The sequence below is a fragment of the Kitasatospora sp. NPDC051702 genome, from assembly GCF_040681575.1.
Taxonomy (GTDB): Bacteria; Actinomycetota; Actinomycetes; order Streptomycetales; family Streptomycetaceae; genus Kitasatospora.
Window position 1 is genome coordinate 14,611 of the sequence record NZ_JBFAZB010000057.1, and the last position, 14,895, is coordinate 29,505.

15 protein-coding genes and 1 pseudogene are annotated in these 14,895 nt (G+C 74.1%); 6 read left to right on the forward strand and 10 right to left on the reverse strand.

Translation table 11 applies throughout. The features are described from left to right. Window positions 1–21 precede the first annotated feature (21 nt). On the forward strand, window positions 22–810 hold the full coding sequence (locus AB0N04_RS33465) for a ferritin-like domain-containing protein (protein ID WP_360215062.1): 789 nt from the start codon (window positions 22–24) through the stop codon (window positions 808–810). Between the two features lie 35 nt (window positions 811–845). Here the strand turns inward: AB0N04_RS33465 and folE are convergent, their stop codons facing one another. The 6 genes from folE to dacB all read right to left on the reverse strand — a co-directional run bounded on the left by folE (window position 846) and on the right by dacB (window position 8,795). Further along, window positions 846–1,451 carry a GTP cyclohydrolase I FolE gene (gene folE / locus AB0N04_RS33470; protein ID WP_360215059.1) on the reverse strand — a complete coding sequence of 202 codons (606 nt, stop codon included), beginning with the start codon at window positions 1,449–1,451 and terminating at the stop codon, window positions 846–848. A gap of 108 nt (window positions 1,452–1,559) precedes the next feature. Further along, complete coding sequence (ftsH, locus tag AB0N04_RS33475) at window positions 1,560–3,614, reverse strand: ATP-dependent zinc metalloprotease FtsH (RefSeq protein WP_360215056.1); 2,055 nt, start codon at window positions 3,612–3,614, stop codon at window positions 1,560–1,562. A 226-nt stretch (window positions 3,615–3,840) separates the two neighbouring features. Next, complete coding sequence (gene hpt / locus AB0N04_RS33480) at window positions 3,841–4,395, reverse strand: hypoxanthine phosphoribosyltransferase (protein ID WP_030059589.1); 555 nt, start codon at window positions 4,393–4,395, stop codon at window positions 3,841–3,843. Window positions 4,396–4,465: 70 nt separating this feature from the next. Continuing rightward, the gene (gene tilS, locus AB0N04_RS33485) at window positions 4,466–5,593 is read right to left on the reverse strand and encodes a tRNA lysidine(34) synthetase TilS (RefSeq protein WP_360215053.1); all 1,128 of its coding nucleotides are present in this window, start codon (window positions 5,591–5,593) and stop codon (window positions 4,466–4,468) included. 300 nt (window positions 5,594–5,893) lie between these two features. Next, window positions 5,894–7,069 (reverse strand): zinc-dependent metalloprotease, encoded by a 1,176-nt coding sequence (locus tag AB0N04_RS33490; protein WP_360215050.1) that lies wholly within the window; start codon window positions 7,067–7,069, stop codon window positions 5,894–5,896. Window positions 7,070–7,139: 70 nt separating this feature from the next. After that, window positions 7,140–8,795 carry a D-alanyl-D-alanine carboxypeptidase/D-alanyl-D-alanine-endopeptidase gene (gene dacB / locus AB0N04_RS33495; protein ID WP_360215047.1) on the reverse strand — a complete coding sequence of 552 codons (1,656 nt, stop codon included), beginning with the start codon at window positions 8,793–8,795 and terminating at the stop codon, window positions 7,140–7,142. A gap of 97 nt (window positions 8,796–8,892) precedes the next feature. Between dacB and AB0N04_RS33500 the strand changes: the two genes are divergently transcribed. Beyond that, the gene (locus AB0N04_RS33500; protein WP_030244505.1) at window positions 8,893–9,384 is read left to right on the forward strand and encodes an inorganic diphosphatase; all 492 of its coding nucleotides are present in this window, start codon (window positions 8,893–8,895) and stop codon (window positions 9,382–9,384) included. Between the two features lie 202 nt (window positions 9,385–9,586). Further along, window positions 9,587–10,255, forward strand: coding sequence for a biliverdin-producing heme oxygenase (locus tag AB0N04_RS33505; protein WP_360215044.1), 669 nt, complete (start codon window positions 9,587–9,589; stop codon window positions 10,253–10,255). 96 nt (window positions 10,256–10,351) lie between these two features. Here the strand turns inward: AB0N04_RS33505 and AB0N04_RS33510 are convergent, their stop codons facing one another. Beyond that, on the reverse strand, window positions 10,352–10,519 hold the full coding sequence (locus AB0N04_RS33510) for a hypothetical protein (RefSeq protein WP_360215041.1): 168 nt from the start codon (window positions 10,517–10,519) through the stop codon (window positions 10,352–10,354). Here AB0N04_RS33510 and AB0N04_RS33515 point away from each other — a divergent pair. From AB0N04_RS33515 to AB0N04_RS33525, 3 genes and pseudogenes are all read left to right on the forward strand, one after another. After that, window positions 10,514–10,903: pseudogene (locus AB0N04_RS33515) on the forward strand (ABC transporter substrate-binding protein); the annotation flags it as partial. The gene AB0N04_RS33510 and the pseudogene AB0N04_RS33515 sit on opposite strands and share 6 nt — an antisense overlap. After that, window positions 10,900–11,970 carry an iron ABC transporter permease gene (locus AB0N04_RS33520; protein WP_360215038.1) on the forward strand — a complete coding sequence of 357 codons (1,071 nt, stop codon included), beginning with the start codon at window positions 10,900–10,902 and terminating at the stop codon, window positions 11,968–11,970. The pseudogene AB0N04_RS33515 and the gene AB0N04_RS33520, both read left to right, overlap by 4 nt. Window positions 11,971–12,020: 50 nt before the next feature. Continuing rightward, window positions 12,021–12,782: a heme ABC transporter ATP-binding protein gene (locus tag AB0N04_RS33525; RefSeq protein ID WP_360215115.1), complete on the forward strand. Its 762-nt coding sequence runs from the start codon at window positions 12,021–12,023 to the stop codon at window positions 12,780–12,782. A 6-nt stretch (window positions 12,783–12,788) separates the two neighbouring features. Here AB0N04_RS33525 and AB0N04_RS33530 read toward each other — a convergent pair whose 3' ends face one another. The 3 genes from AB0N04_RS33530 to AB0N04_RS33540 form a co-directional block, all read right to left on the reverse strand. Beyond that, on the reverse strand, window positions 12,789–12,998 hold the full coding sequence (locus tag AB0N04_RS33530) for a dodecin (RefSeq protein WP_360215035.1): 210 nt from the start codon (window positions 12,996–12,998) through the stop codon (window positions 12,789–12,791). Between the two features lie 209 nt (window positions 12,999–13,207). Next, complete coding sequence (locus AB0N04_RS33535; RefSeq protein ID WP_360215032.1) at window positions 13,208–14,167, reverse strand: asparaginase; 960 nt, start codon at window positions 14,165–14,167, stop codon at window positions 13,208–13,210. 71 nt (window positions 14,168–14,238) lie between these two features. Next, the gene (locus AB0N04_RS33540; protein WP_360215029.1) at window positions 14,239–14,865 is read right to left on the reverse strand and encodes an ABC transporter substrate-binding protein; all 627 of its coding nucleotides are present in this window, start codon (window positions 14,863–14,865) and stop codon (window positions 14,239–14,241) included. Window positions 14,866–14,895 lie beyond the last annotated feature (30 nt).

Sequence of the window (14,895 nt, forward strand, 5' to 3'; positions counted from 1 at the left end):
CGGATCCGCGCAGGAGGCGCCGTGCTGAGCACCCGATCGCTCTTCAACGAGATCTACCGGAACGACCAGGCGTACCAGCTGTTCTGCAGCATCGCGGCGGGCGGCGAGGACCAGGGCGGCTGGGAGAACGAGCGGATCACGGTCCTCACCCGGGATCCGGTCCTCGCCCCCAAGATCGCCCGGCACGGCGCCGACGAGCGCAAGCACGGCCGGATCTTCAGCCAGCTGCTGAAGAAGCGCGGCCTGCCCAAGGTGCCCGTCCCGGAGGAGGCCGACTACTGCATGCTGCTGGAGCGCAAGGGCGTCGGCCTCTCGCACGAGCGGCTGAACAGCGACCTCCCGCTGACCGACCGCGAGATCATCACCTACCTCGCGCACAGCCGGGTCACCGAGCAGCGCGCCGCCGAGCAGATGCGCCAGCTGGTCAGGGTCTACGGGGACAACCCGGACCTCGGCCGGGCGGTGCGGATGATCTCCGCCGACGAGGACGACCACCTCGCGTACTGCCACGAGGAGCTGCTGCGGCTGCGCGCCGAGGGCCACGGGCCGTACATCCGGCACACCCTGGAGACCAGCGCCCGCGGCGAGATCCGCACCCACCGGGACGTCGGCCTCGCGGTGACGTCCCGGATGGCGCGGATCCTGCGCTGGCCGCGCTGGCAGCTGGCCGTGGTCACCCTCGGGGTGCACGCCCTCTACCTGTACGACCGGGCCTTCGGCTGGCGGCGGATGGTCACCCTGCGGATGCCCGAGCGCCGCAACGCCCTGGGCACCCCGGCCCCGCCGCACGCGGAGCGCGAGGTGCTCTGAACCCCGCCGGGGCCGCCGGGACCCCGCCGGGGCCGCTAGCGGCCGATGATCAGGCTCATCGCCTCGGCCCGGGTGGCCGGGTCGCGCAGCTGGCCGCGGACGCAGGAGGTGATGGTCTTGGCGCCGGGCTTGCGGATGCCGCGCATCGACATGCACATGTGCTCGCACTCGACCACGACGATCGCCCCGCGCGGCTCCAGGATCCGCATCAGCGCGTCGGCCACCTGGCTGGTCAGCCGCTCCTGCACCTGCGGGCGGCGGGCGTAGACGTCGACCAGCCGGGCGAGCTTGGACAGACCGGTGATCTTGCCGCTGGGGGACGGGATGTACCCGACGTGGGCCACGCCGCGGAACGGCACCAGGTGGTGCTCGCAGACCGAGGTCAGCTCGATGTCCTTCACCAGGACCATCTCGTCGTGGCCGAGGTCGAAGGTGGTCGTGAGGACGTCCTCCGGCTCCTGCCACAGGCCCGCGAATATCTCCTTGTAGGCGCGCGCCACCCGGGCCGGGGTCTCCAGCAGGCCCTCGCGGTCCGGGTCCTCACCGACCGCGAGCAGCAGCTCCCGCACGGCGTTCTCGGCCCGCTTCTGGTCGAAGGTCCCGACGGCGGGCGGACCGTCGAGCGTCACCGGGTCGATCATGCGGGCCTCGCTTACTAGGGACGACTTTGCTGAGCAGCACGGATGCCGCGCCTCCAGGGTACAAACCCCGGTGACGCGGCATCCATTCCGTTCGCACGGTGGGCCGGATCAGCCCTCCGCGGGCGGCTCCGCGGTCGGCAGCGGCGGGAGCTTCACGACGTCCACCGGGGCGGTGTCGGTCGTGGCGGCGCCGTTGGTGAGCGCCAGCTCCTTCGGGGACTGCACCGGGGGCCGGGTGGACGGCGTGCGGCGGGAGGAACCCGTCCACGCCGGCCGGGCCGGGCGCTTGACCACGGGGGCGAAGATCTCGGCGATCTGCTCCTTGTTCAGGGTCTCCTTCTCGAGGAGCTCCAGAACCAGGTTGTCGAGCACGTCGCGGTTCTCGACCAGGATCTCCCAGGCCTCGTTGTGCGCGTTCTCGATGAGCTTCTTGACCTCTTCGTCCACCAGCCCGGCGACCTCTTCCGAGTAGTCGCGCTGGTGGCCCATCTCGCGGCCCAGGAACGGCTCCGAGTTGTCGGTGCCGAACTTGATCGCGCCCAGGCGCTCGGTCATGCCGTACTGGGTGACCATGGCCCGCGCGGTGGCGGTGGCCTTCTCGATGTCGTTCGAGGCGCCGGTGGTCGGGTCGTGGAAGACCAGCTCCTCCGCCGCGCGCCCGCCCAGCATGTAGGCCAGCTGGTCGAGCATCTCGTTGCGGGTGGTGGAGTACTTGTCCTCGTCCGGCAGCACCATGGTGTAGCCGAGGGCCCGGCCGCGGGACAGGATGGTGATCTTGTGCACCGGGTCCGCGTTCGGGGAGGCCGCCGCGACCAGGGCGTGACCGCCCTCGTGGTACGCGGTGATCTTCTTCTCCTTGTCGGACATGATCCGCGTGCGCTTCTGCGGACCGGCCACGACGCGGTCGATCGCCTCGTCCAGGATGCCGTTGTCGATCAGCTTCTTGTCCGAGCGGGCGGTCAGCAGAGCGGCCTCGTTGAGGACGTTCGACAGGTCCGCACCGGTGAAGCCGGGGGTGCGCTTGGCGACGGCCGACAGGTCGACGTCGGGCGCGATCGGCTTGCCCTTCTGGTGGACCTTCAGGATGTCCAGACGGCCCTGGAGGTCGGGGCGCTCCACCGCGATCTGGCGGTCGAAGCGGCCCGGGCGCAGCAGCGCCGGGTCCAGGATGTCGGGGCGGTTGGTCGCGGCGATCAGGATCACGCCGCCCTTGACGTCGAAGCCGTCCATCTCGACCAGCAGCTGGTTGAGGGTCTGCTCGCGCTCGTCGTGGCCGCCGCCGAGACCCGCACCGCGGTGCCGGCCGACGGCGTCGATCTCGTCGACGAAGACGATCGCCGGGGCGTTCGCCTTGGCCTGCTCGAAGAGGTCGCGGACGCGGCTGGCGCCGACACCGACGAACATCTCGACGAAGTCGGAGCCCGAGATGGAGTAGAACGGCACCCCGGCCTCGCCGGCGACGGCGCGCGCCAGCAGGGTCTTGCCGGTGCCGGGCGGGCCGTAGAGCAGCACGCCCTTGGGGATCTTGGCGCCGACGGCCTGGAACTTCGCCGGCTCCTGGAGGAACTCCTTGATCTCGTGGAGCTCCTCGACGGCCTCGTCGGCACCCGCGACGTCCGCGAAGGTCGTCTTCGGGGTGTCCTTGGTGAGCAGCTTGGCCTTGGACTTGCCGAACTGCATGACCCGGGAGCCGCCGCCCTGCATCTGGTTCATCAGGAACAGGAAGACCAGGACGATGATGACGATCGGGAGCATCGACAGCAGCAGGCTGACGAAGGTGCTCTGCTTCTCCGGGCTGACGGTGTAGCCCTCGGAGAGCGTGCTCGAGTCGTTGTCGTTGATCTGGGCCTGCAGCTTGTCGGCGATCGAGACACCCTGGTCGCCGATGTACGAGGCCTGGAACTTGCTGCCGGACGGCGGCTTGCCCGTCCCGGCGTTGGACAGCGTGGCGCCGTCCTTCAGCTGGATCTTGATCGTGTTCGAGTCACCGGTGGTGATCTGCGCGGACTTGACCTGCTTGGCGTCGATCGCTGCGACGACCTGACCGGTGTCCACCGTCTTGTAGCCGTTCGAGTCCGAAACGACCTGCATCAATACGATGACGGCGAGGACGGCCAGCACGATCCACATGATCGGCGCACGGAAGTATCGCTTGACGTCCATCCATGCGGGGCGTTGCCGCCCCGTCCCTCCTGCCACTCAACGGCGCCGGGGGGCTGTGGGCCGCGGCGCATCCGGTCGGTGCTCATGTGAAGAGCGGTTTTATTGGACCGTACCGCAGTCGCGCCCGCCGGTGGCGGGAGCGCAGCGACACAGCTTCGTTCTTTGTCCGCCCGGTCCAACGGGCGGGAACCACCTGCTGTTCCCACCCGTAGCCCGAACGGGGTTCTCAGCCCCCGTAGACGTGCGGGGCGAGGGTCCCGATGAAGGGCAGGTTACGCAGCTTCTCCGCGTAGTCCAGGCCGTAGCCGACCACGAACTCGTTCGGGATGTCGAAACCGACGTACTTCACGTCGATCTCGACCTTGGCCGCGTCCGGCTTGCGCAGCAGCGTGCAGACCTCGAGCGAGGCCGGGCCGCGCGAGCCCAGGTTGCCCAGCAGCCAGGACAGCGTCAGACCGGAGTCGATGATGTCCTCGACGATCAGGACGTCCCGGCCGGCGATGTCGGTGTCCAGGTCCTTCAGGATGCGCACCACGCCGGAGGACTTGGTGCCCATGCCGTAGGACGACACCGCCATCCAGTCCATGGTGACCTGCGAGTGCAGGGCGCGGGCGAGGTCGGCCATGACCATCACGGCCCCCTTGAGGACGCCGACGATCAGCAGGTCCTTGCCTGCGTAGTCCCGGTCGATGCGCTCGGCCAGCTCCAGGAGCTTGGCGTCGATCTCGTCCTTGCTGATGAGCACCTTCGCGAGGTCAGCGCCCATGTCGTTCTGGTCCACCGGGGATACGTCCTCAAACGTTCGGGGTCTGTGTGGCCGGCGGCCGGCCACCCCGGGGCATGCCAGCCCGTCAGTCGCCCTGCCGCCGAAAGACCAGCGTGCCACACCTGCGGGTGGCCTCGACGCCCCCGGGTAGGTGCAACGGCCCCTGGCCGCGCCATCCGGTGACCAGCAGGTCGATCGTCTCGAGGTGCCGCGCGAACAGGTCGCCGGCCGGGCAGCCCGCCCGGAGCGCGGCCCGGCGCAGCACCCGGCGGCGGACGGCGGGCGGCAGTTCGGCGAGTTTCACGGCGTCCAGGGTGCCTTCCCCGGTCCGGAGGTCGCGTTCGGCCAGGGAGGCCCACTGGTCGAGGGCGTCCGCGTCGTCGCGGAACAGCCGCGCCGTCCGGGCCAGCGCCTCGACCACGCCGCCGCCCAGGTGCTTCTCCAGCACCGGCAGCACCTCGTGGCGGACCCGGGAGCGGGTGTAGGCGGGGTCACAGTTGTGCGGGTCGTCCCAGACCGGGATCGCCTGGGCGGAGCAGGCCTGCCGGGTCGCCGCCCGGTCGAGCTCCAGCAGCGGGCGGCGGTAGCGGCCCTTCTGCGCGGGCATGCCGGCCAGCGAGCGCGCGCCGGAGCCGCGGGCCAGGCCCAGCAGCACCGTCTCGGCCTGGTCGTCGCGGGTGTGGCCGAGCAGGACGGCGATCGCGCCGAGCCGCTCGGCGGCCTCGTCCAGGGCCGCGTAGCGGGCGTCCCGGGCGGCCGCCTCCGGGCCGCCGGCCCGGCCGACGTCGACCGGGATCGCCTCGACCGGGTCGAGGCCGAGCGATCGCAGCCGTTCGGCGACCTGGGCGGCCCGGTCGGCGGAGCCGGCCTGCAGACCGTGGTCGACGGTGACGGCGCCGACCCGCAGGCCGATCTTGGGGGCCTCGAAGGCGGCGGCGATGGCCAGCGCCATCGAGTCCGCGCCGCCGCTGACGGCGACCAGCACCAGCGGCGAGCCGGGGGCGGCCGGGGTCCGGGGCAGTCCGGAGGGGTGGCGGGCGGCGTTGCCGATCAGGGTGGTGCCGACGGCGGCGCCCACCAGCGGCGCGCCGGCGGGGCGCCCGCGGGGCTCGCGCACGGGCGCGGTGAAGGTGGTGCCGGCCTCGGCGGCGAGGTCGGTGAGCGTGCGGCGGACGGCCAGGCGTATCGCGGCGACGGCGGGGTGTGGTCCCACGGCGGACGGCTCCTCGGCGGAGGGGACAGGACGACGGTTCGCGCGGCCGGGCCGCGCCCCCGTGTGAGCACCCTGTTACCGGGCGCTCACAGATGGTGGCAGAAAGTGGCGGCCCGCTACGCCACCCGCGCCACCGGTACGACCACCGTCCCACGTTCGGGTGAATGGAGAAACGTATCTTCTCCCTCCCGTTGCCCGATTGGACCACTCGTACGAGCGGGTTTGACCGCCCCGCGCCCACCCTGCGCCACCCCGCGCCCGGCTAGCGGCGGGGTCCGTCGCCGCCGCGGCCGGCCGCCGTCAGCGCGCGACCCGGGCGACCCAGGCGGCCGGGTCGTGGATCTCCTCCTTGGTCGGGAGCGTGTTCGGGGATGTCCAGACCCGGTTGAAGCCCTCCATGCCGACCTGCTCCACCACCCCGCGCACGAACACCGCGCCGTCCTGGTACTGCCGCAGCTTGGCGTCCATCCCGAGCAGCCGGCGCAGCACCAGGTCCAGCCGGTTCGCCCCGCGGTCGCGGCGCTGCTGGAACTTCTCCCGGATCTCCGCCACCGTCGGCACCACCGCCGGGCCGACCCCGTCCATCACCACGTCGGCGTGGCCCTCCAGCAGCGACATCACCGCCGTCAGCCGGCCCAGGATCTCGCGCTGCGCGGGCGACTGGACGATCTCCATCAACCCGGCGGACGGCGCGCCCTCCCGGCCCCCGGCCCCCTGCGGGCCGCCGCCCAGCGAGCCCGCCGCGTCCCGCAGCCGGTCCAGCAGCGCACCCGGGTCGACGTCCGTCTCGGCCAGGAAGGACTGCACCTCGGACTGGATGTGGTCGCGCAGCCACGGCACCGCGGTGAACTGGGTCCGGTGCGTCTCCTCGTGCAGGCACACCCAGAGCCGGAAGTCGGACGGGTCGACGTCCAGCTCCCGCTCCACGTGGACGATGTTCGGCGCCACCAGCAGCAGCCGGCCCGGCCCGGGGCCCTCCGGCCCCAGCCGCGGCTTGTCGAACAGCGCGGCGGGGCTGTCCGGCGCCTCCAGGGACGGCTCCGCCGGGGCGAAGGTCTCGTACTGGCCGAGCACCTTGGTGGAGAGGAACGCCAGCAGCGCGCCCACCTCGATCCCGGTGGCCTTCTCGCCCACCGTGCCGAACACGCCCGCCGTCGGACTGCTCGCCCGGCGCGCCTGGAGCTTGTCCACCAGCGGCTGGACCACCGTCCGGAAGCCCGCGACGTTCGCCCGCACCCAGCCCGGGCGGTCCACCACCAGCACCGGTGTCGCGGCGGCCGCCGCGAGGCTGCTCGACCGCATCCCGGTGAAGGCCCGGACGTGCTCCTCGGCCTCCAGCGCGTGCCGGCGCAGCTCGGCGACCACCGCCGCGGCCTCGGCCCGGCTCACCTCCGGCCCCGGCCGCACCAACCTGGTCGCGGTTGCGACCGCGAGATTCCAGTCGACCATGCCAGCACCGCCACTCGCGCTCGTCATGCCCTCACCGTACGTGCTCGCACCCGTCAACGGCAGCCACCCGCCGAACCCGGACCCGGCCCGGGGCCGGTCAGTGGCAGCCGCAGGCGGAGAGTCGGGCGGCGATGCGGTCCATGGCGGCGCGGGCGGTGTCGACGGGGGCGGTGGTGCGGGTCATCACGGCGAAGGCCAGCAGGCGGCCGTCGGCGTCCACCACCGTGCCGGCCAGGGTGTTGACGCCGCTGAGGGTGCCGGTCTTGGCTCGGATCAGACCGGCCGCGTCGGCGGAGCCCGAGCCGGAGCCGTAGCGCTTGCCGAGGGTGCCCGTGAAGCCCGCGATCGGCAGGCCGGTGAGGACCGGGCGCAGGGCCGGGTACTGCTCGGAGGCCGCCAGCGCGAGCAGCCGGACCAGGACGGCCGGCGGGACGGTGTTGCCGGGGTGCAGGCCGCTGCCGTCGTTGAGCGCGACGCCCGTCATCGGCACGCCGAGCCTGGCGAGCTCCTGGGTGACGGCGGTGGCGGCGCCCTCGAAACCGGCGGGCTGGTGCGCGGCGACGGCGACCTGACGGGCCATCGCCTCGGCGAGCTGGTTGTCGGAGGTGGTGAGCAGCCGCTCGACCAGCCGGGCGACGGTCGGCGAGTCCACCCGGCCGAGGACGGCCGCACCGGGGGCGGCCGGGGCGGCGGCGGCCCTGGCCTTGCCCTCCACGGCCACGCCCTGGGCCCTGAGCAGCGCGGCGAAGGCCTCGGCCGCCTGCCCGGCGGGGTCGGCGACCCGGGCCGGCGCCTCCTCACGGCTCCTGGGGTCGACCTTGCCCTCGTCGAGCATCAACGGGACGACCAGGGCGATGTTCTGTCCGTCGTGGTTCTTGTGCTGCGGGCTGCCCGTGTACATCGACAGGTCGTAGTCCAGGTGCACGCTCGTGGTGCCGGCGGCCTTCAGGGCGGCGGCGGTCTGCCGGGCGAGGGCGTCGAGCGAGGCCGGCGCGGTGTCGGCGTCGGCGGCCTGGCCGCCGATCTGCACCTGGTCGGCGGGCAGCGCGGTGAGCGTCGGGTCCCCGCCGCCAACCAGGGTGACGGTGCCGGCGTCGGCGCCCCTGACCACCTTGGTGCTCAGCCGGGTGTCACCGGGGATCAGCGACAGCGCCGCGATCGAGGTGGCCAGCTTGGTGGTGGAGGCGGGAGTGGCGGGGACGTTCTCGCCGGAGCCGTAGAGGAGCCGGCCGTCGGCGGCGTCGGCCACCGCGAAGGTGACGGTGCCGAGGTTCCGGTCGGCGAGGGCGCCGGCGAGGGCCTGCTGGAGGCCCTGGGAGGTGGGGACGGCGGCGTCCGCACCGGCCTCCACGGAGGCCAGGACGGCGCCCTGGGCGGGAGCCGGGCGCGCGGCCGGGGCGGTGGCGCCGCCCGGGCTCGCGGTGGCGCTCGTGGCGCCGGGGGTGCCGGGCGTGCCTGGGGCTCCGGGGGCGCCGGTGGTGCCCGCGGGACCCCGCGCCCCCTGAGTGGCCGTCGTGGCGGGCGGATCGGCCGGACGGGTGGTCGGACCGTCACCCGGCCCGGACGTGGCGGGCCCCTTGCCGTGGTCGCCCTTGCGGCCGCCGTCCCGGTCGTCGTCCTCCCCCCGGTCGGAGCTGTGGCCGCTCGCCGACGGCGAGGGCTGCGCGTGCGCCCCACCCGAGGTCAGCACCGTTGCGACGACCAGCAGCGCCGCCCCGAACAGCCCCGCGGCCCTCCCCCTGCGGCGGTGCACCGCCCCGCCCCCTGCTCCCACCGACCGGCCCCTTTCCTGAGCACTCACTCCCGTAGGAGACACTTGGATTCTGTCAGTCCCTACCTTGGAGGAACCGTTGGAGTTCGACGTCCTTATCGAAATCCCGAAGGGCTCTCGTAACAAGTACGAGGTCGACCACGAGACCGGCCGTCTGCGGCTCGACCGGATGCTCTTCACCTCGACCCGCTACCCGGCCGACTACGGCTACGTCGAGGGCACGCTCGGCGAGGACGGCGACCCGCTGGACGCCCTGGTCATCCTGGACGAGCCGACCTTCCCGGGTTGCCTCATCAAGTGCCGCGCCATCGGCATGTTCCAGATGACCGACGAGGCCGGCGGCGACGACAAGCTGCTGTGCGTCCCGGCGACCGACCCGCGCTGGGAGCACCTGCGGGACATCCACCACGTGTCGGAGTTCGACCGCCTGGAGATCCAGCACTTCTTCGAGGTCTACAAGGACCTGGAGCCCGGCAAGTCCGTCGAGGGTGCCAACTGGGTCGGCCGCGCCGAGGCCGAGGCCGAGGTCACCGCTTCGATCAAGCGCCTGGCGGAGCAGGGCGGCCACTGAGCCGTCGTTCCGATCTCGTTCGATCAGGGCGTTCGAGACAGGTCGGGGCAGTCGGAGGCCGGGGTCCGCGGATTCGTCCGCAGGGCCCCGGCCTTCGCCGTGTCCGGGTGCGCCCGGTCTTGCCGACACCCCGTCGGCATCATGGCAGATTAGGTTAGGCTAACCAAAATAGTCGGGGCCTGATCCGATCCCTGGAGGCCGCATGCCCACGCCCGAGCCCGTCCCGTTCTCGACCGTGCTCCGCACCGCCAGCAGCGAGGAGCACGAGGCCGCGGAGCAGTCCTCGTTCATGAGCCGACTGCTCGGCGGGCAGCTCGGCGTCGAGGCCTACGCCGACCTCACCGGACAGCTCTGGTACGTCTACCGGGCCCTGGAGAGCCGCGCCGGACAGCTCGCCGAACACCCGCTGACCGGCCCCTTCATCGACCGGGCCCTGCTGCGCACCGCCGCCGTCGAACGCGACCTGGAGCACCTGCGCGGCCCCCGCTGGCGGGACGGGCTGGAGCCGCTGCCCGCCACCGCGGCGTACGCGGCGCGGGTCGCGGAACTGGCCGAGGACTGGCCCGCCGGCTACCTCGCGCACCACTACACCCGCTACCTGGGGGACCTGTCCGGCGGTCAGATCATCCGCGGCATCGCCGAGCGGACCTGGGGCTTCGAGCGCAAGGGCGACGGCGTGCGGTTCTACGTCTTCGAGGAGGTCGACAACCCGGCCGCCTTCAAGCGCGACTACCGGGCCCGGCTGGACGCGGCCGGCGCGGCGATGGACGAGGTCGAGCGCCGCCGGGTGGTCGAGGAGTGCAAGCGCGCCTTCGCGCTCAACGGCGCGGTCTTCCGGGACCTGGACACCCGCTACCCGCTGAGCGCCTGACCGCGCCACCGGCGCGACCGGCGCCACCGACGCCACCGACGGAACGGCCCCGGCGAGCAGCTGCTCGCCGGGGCCGTCGCGCGTCCCGGGGGTGCGTCAGGACCGCGCGCCGCGGCGGCCGCGCACCAGGACGGTGACACTGCCGCCGACCAGCAGCAGACCGGCCGCGGTGGCCAGCAGCGGGACGACCGGGGTGTCCGCGCCGGTGGCGGCCAGCGTGGCGCCCGAGCCGCCGGAGGTCAGCGAGACGCCGCCGGCCGGCACCCCAAGGTCGCCTTCCTCTACCTGCGCGGCAGCGCCTCCGTCTACCTGCTCGGCGGGCCCGCCTCCGGCGCCGGCTCGCTGATCGAGGCGGTCGGCGGCACGGACGCCGGCACCGCGGCCGGCCTCACCGGCGACTTCACCCCGCTCACCAGCGAGGCCCTGGTCAAGGCCGCGCCCGACGCGATCCTGGTGATGAGCAAGGGCCTGGAGTCGGTCGGCGGCGTCGACGGCCTGCTCAAGCTCCCCGGCGTCGCCCAGACCCCGGCCGGACTCGACCGCCGGATCGTCTCGATCGAGGACGGCCAACTGCTCAGCTACGGCCCGCGCACCCCCCGGGTGCTGCGCGAGATCACCGCCCAGCTCTACCCGGGCGACGCCAAGTGACCACCGACGTACGGGAGACGGGCCTCCCGACACCCCGCACGCGCAACCGCGCGCCGCTGCTCGTGACCGCGCTCGCCGCCGCCCTGGTGCTCTGCGCCCTGCTCGCGGCCGGCGTCGGCGCCTACCGCATCCCGCTCGGCGACATCCTCGCCTCCGGCGCCCACCGGCTCGGGCTCGGCGGCCACGCGCTGGACCGGGTGCCCGAGTCGGTGCTGTGGAACGTCCGGCTGCCCCGGGTGGTGCTCGCCCTGCTGGTCGGCGCCTCGCTCGGCTGCGCCGGAGCGCTGATGCAGGGCGTGTTCGGCAACCCGCTCGCCGAACCCGCGGTGATCGGCGTCTCCTCGGGCGGCGCGGTCGGCGCGGTCGCCTGCATCGTGCTCGGCCTCGACGCCTTCGGGGCGTGGACGGCCAGCGCGGCGGCCTTCGCCGCCGGCCTGGTGACGGTCTTCGGGGTGTACCTGCTCGCCCGGTCCGGCGGGCGCACCGAGGTCGTCACGCTGATCCTCACCGGGGTCGCCGTCAACGCCTTCTGCGGCGCGCTGATCGGGCTCCTGCTGTTCACCGCCGACTCCGCCGCGATCAGCCAGGTCACATTCTGGCAGCTCGGCTCGCTCTCCCAGGCCACCTGGGGCAAGGTCCTCGCCGTCCTGCCCTTCGCCGCGGCCGGGCTCGCCGTCGCGCCCCTGTACGCCCGCCGGCTGGACCTGCTGGCCCTCGGCGAGCGCCCGGCCCGCCACCTCGGGGTGGACGTCGAGCGGATGCGGCTGGTGCTGATCACCGTGGTCGCGCTGCTCACCGCCGCGGCCGTCGCGGTCAGCGGCATCATCGGCTTCGTCGGGCTGGTCGTCCCGCACCTGCTGCGGATGCTGGCCGGGCCGGGACACCGCTTCCTGCTGCCCGCCTCGGCCCTCGGCGGCGCCCTGGTGCTGGTGGCCGCCGACCTGGCCGCCCGGACCCTCGCCGCACCGGCCGAACTGCCGCTCGGCGTGCTCACCGCGCTGATCGGCAGCCCGTTCTTCTTCTGGCTGCTGCGCCGGACCAGGACCAGGCAGGGAGGCTGGGCGTGAGACTGCGCACCCACCGGAGGACGCCCGCACGACCGCCGCTCGGCACGGCACTGCTGACCGCCGAGGCCGTCCGGCTGCAGGCCGGCGGCCGCGACCTGCTGGCCGGCGCCGCGGTCCGGGTCGCGGCGGGCGAGGTGGGCGCCCTGCTCGGGCCGAACGGCGCCGGCAAGTCCACCCTGCTGTCCGTGCTGGCCGGGGACGTCCGGCCGGACGGCGGCGAGGTCCGGCTGCTCGACCGCCCGCTCGCCGACTACGGCGCCGCCGAACTCGCCCTGCACCGGGCGCTGCTGCCGCAGTCCGCCGAGCTGTCCTTCCCGTTCCCGGCCGGCGAGGTGGTCCGGATGGGCCGCGCCCCGTGGGCCGGCACGACGGCCGCCGCCGAGGACGGGGCGGTGGTCGCCGAGGCGATGGCGGCCACCGAGTCGACCGCCTTCGCCGGGCGCCCGTTCACCGCCCTGTCCGGCGGCGAGCGGGCCCGGGTGGCACTGGCCCGGGTGCTGGCCCAGCGCGCGCCGCTGCTCCTCCTGGACGAGCCGACCGCCGCCCTCGACCTGCGCCACCAGGAGCTGGTGCTGCGGATCGCCCGGGAGCGCGCCGCCGCCGGGGACGGCGTGGTCGTGGTGCTCCACGACCTGTCCCTGGCGGCGGCCCACGCGGACCGGGTGGTGCTGCTGGCGAACGGGGCGACGGTCGCGGACGGACCGGTCGCCGAGGTGCTGCGCGCACCGCTGCTCAGCGAGGTGTACGGCCATCCGGTCGAGGTGCTGGCGCACCCGCGCACCGGCGTGCCGCTGGTGCTCCCCGAGCGCTGACCGCGGTCAGTCCTCCAGCCGGAAGCCGAGCTTCAGACCGACCTGGAAGTGCTTCACCCGGCCGTCCTCCAGGTGCCCCCGGACCTGCGTCACCTCGAACCAGTCGAGGTTGCGCAGCGTCCGGGACGCCCGCTCCACCCCGTTGCGGATCGCGGCGTCGACGCTCTCGGTCGAGGACCCGACGATCTCGGTCACCCGGTACACGTGGTCAGTCATGACGGACTCCCTCAGCTGTGCGACGGCCCCCGGTCCACCGTGCACCGCACCCGGTCCGCCCGCACGCCGACGGCCGCCACCGGCGTCCGGCGGGCGTCCGGGCGGGCGTCCCGGGGGCGTCCGGGCGGGCGTCCTGCACCACCGGCCGACCGGGGCGGCGACGGGCGTGCCCCGGCGTCGCCCCGCAGACGCGGGTTTGAAGACAGACCCTAGAACGCCGCCCGCACCTCGCCGACCGGAACGCCGCCGCCCAGCAGCGGGGCCGCGCCGATCCGCTCGACGGCCTCGTCCGCGCCGGTCACCCCGAGACGGCGCAGCGCGGCCGCCAGCACCGGGCCGCGGGCCCGCTCGCCACCGTCGTCGATCTTGAAGGCGAGTGCCCGCCCGTCCGGCAGCGCCACCACCTGGACGGCCTCGGCGCCCATCTTGGAGAGCGTCCCGGGGACGGCCCGCATCAGCCAGGTGTCGGCCCGGCGGGTGCCGGCCACGTACTCGGGGTGGGCGCGCATCGCGTCGGCCACCCGGCGCTGCGCGGTGCCCTCGGCGGCCAGCAGCAGTCCGCGGTAGGCGCGGGCCAGGCCGGTCAGCGTGACGGCCAGCAGCGGGGCGCCGCAGCCGTCCACGCCGGCGTGCGCGGCGGTCTCGCCGGTGCCCTCCTCCAGGGCCTCGCGGGCCAGCCGCTGGATCGGGTGCCCGGGGTCGAGGTAGCCCTCGGTGTCCCAGCCGTTGGCGACGCAGGCGGCCAGCCAGCCGGCGTGCTTGCCGGAGCAGTCCATCAGGATCGGGGCGCGCAGGCCGCCGGATCCGAGAAGCAGTTCCGCCTCGGTCTCGTCCAGCGGCAGGTCGGCCGGGGTGCGCAGGGCGGACTCGTCCAGGCCCGCGGAGCCGAGGATGCTCCGGACCCCGTCCAGGTGAAACGATTCTGCAGAGTGGCTGGAGGCCGCCAGCGCCAGCAGCGCCCCCTCCAGCTCCAGCCCGGCCCGCAGCGTGGCCACGGCCTGGAACGGCTTGGCCGTCGACCGGGGGAAGACCGGCGCACCGGGGTCGCCGAGCGCGAACTCGACCGAGCCGTCGGCGGCGAGCAGCACCAGCGAGCCGTGGTGCCGGCCCTCGGTGAAGCCCGAGCGTATGACCTCGGCGAGCACGGGAGGGGTGGCGGACTGGGACATGGCGGAGGCCTTCCGGGGGCGGGGGTGGACCGGGTCGGGCCGGGCCCACCCGCCCCTGGCGCCTCACCCGGTCAGAGCGGCCCTCCTGCGAGCAGGTCGTCGACCCGTGCTTCCCCATCACGGTACCTGCGGGTGATCTCGGCATTGCAACCGTCGGCCGTCCGCAGCAGGCGGTTGCGGCGCCCGGACACCTCGCGCTCGTGCGCGCGCAGCCGCTCCAGCGCGGCCAGCAGGTCCTCGGCCGGGTGCGCGGCCAGGTCGGCCAGCTGGACGTCCCCCATCAGCGCGTCCGCCTCCAGCTGCGACTCGTGGGTGCGCGGCGGCCGGAGCGTGACGTGCCGGGCCGAGCGCCGCACGGTGGAGGGCGCGTCGGTCAGGATGGCCGGGAGGCGGTCCAGCAGGTCGCCGGGGAGGCCTCCGGCGCCCTCGGGACCCGCCGCGCGGACCGCACCGGGCCGGCGGTCGAGCTCGGCGCGCAGGATGTCCATCCGGCCGTGCAGCAGCCGCCGCAGGTAGGAGAGGTCGGCCTCCTGCTCCATCGTCTCCCGGCGCAGCACCCTCAGCTGGTCCAGGCCCAGCCGTTCCAGCTGCGGCTCCGGCACCACCCCCGGCACCCCTGGGCCCGCGCCGTCCCCGACCACCTCGACCACCTCGACCACCCGCCCGGACCGGTCCCACGCAGCGCTGCTCGCGTCCATCCACCATCACCTGCCGTCGTCCGATCCCGC

Excerpts from the sequence above, each read along its gene's own strand:
- ftsH (WP_360215056.1), bottom strand. The coding sequence starts at position 3,614 with ATGGACGTCAAGCGATACTTCCGTGCGCCGATCATGTGGATCGTGCTG.
- AB0N04_RS33530 (WP_360215035.1), bottom strand. The coding sequence starts at position 12,998 with ATGACTGACCACGTGTACCGGGTGACCGAGATCGTCGGGTCCTCGACC.
- folE (WP_360215059.1), bottom strand. The coding sequence starts at position 1,451 with ATGATCGACCCGGTGACGCTCGACGGTCCGCCCGCCGTCGGGACCTTC.
- AB0N04_RS33535 (WP_360215032.1), bottom strand. The coding sequence starts at position 14,167 with ATGTCCCAGTCCGCCACCCCTCCCGTGCTCGCCGAGGTCATACGCTCG.
- AB0N04_RS33490 (WP_360215050.1), bottom strand. The coding sequence starts at position 7,069 with ATGACGAGCGCGAGTGGCGGTGCTGGCATGGTCGACTGGAATCTCGCG.
- AB0N04_RS33505 (WP_360215044.1), top strand. The coding sequence starts at position 9,587 with ATGCCCACGCCCGAGCCCGTCCCGTTCTCGACCGTGCTCCGCACCGCC.
- AB0N04_RS33540 (WP_360215029.1), bottom strand. The coding sequence starts at position 14,865 with ATGGACGCGAGCAGCGCTGCGTGGGACCGGTCCGGGCGGGTGGTCGAG.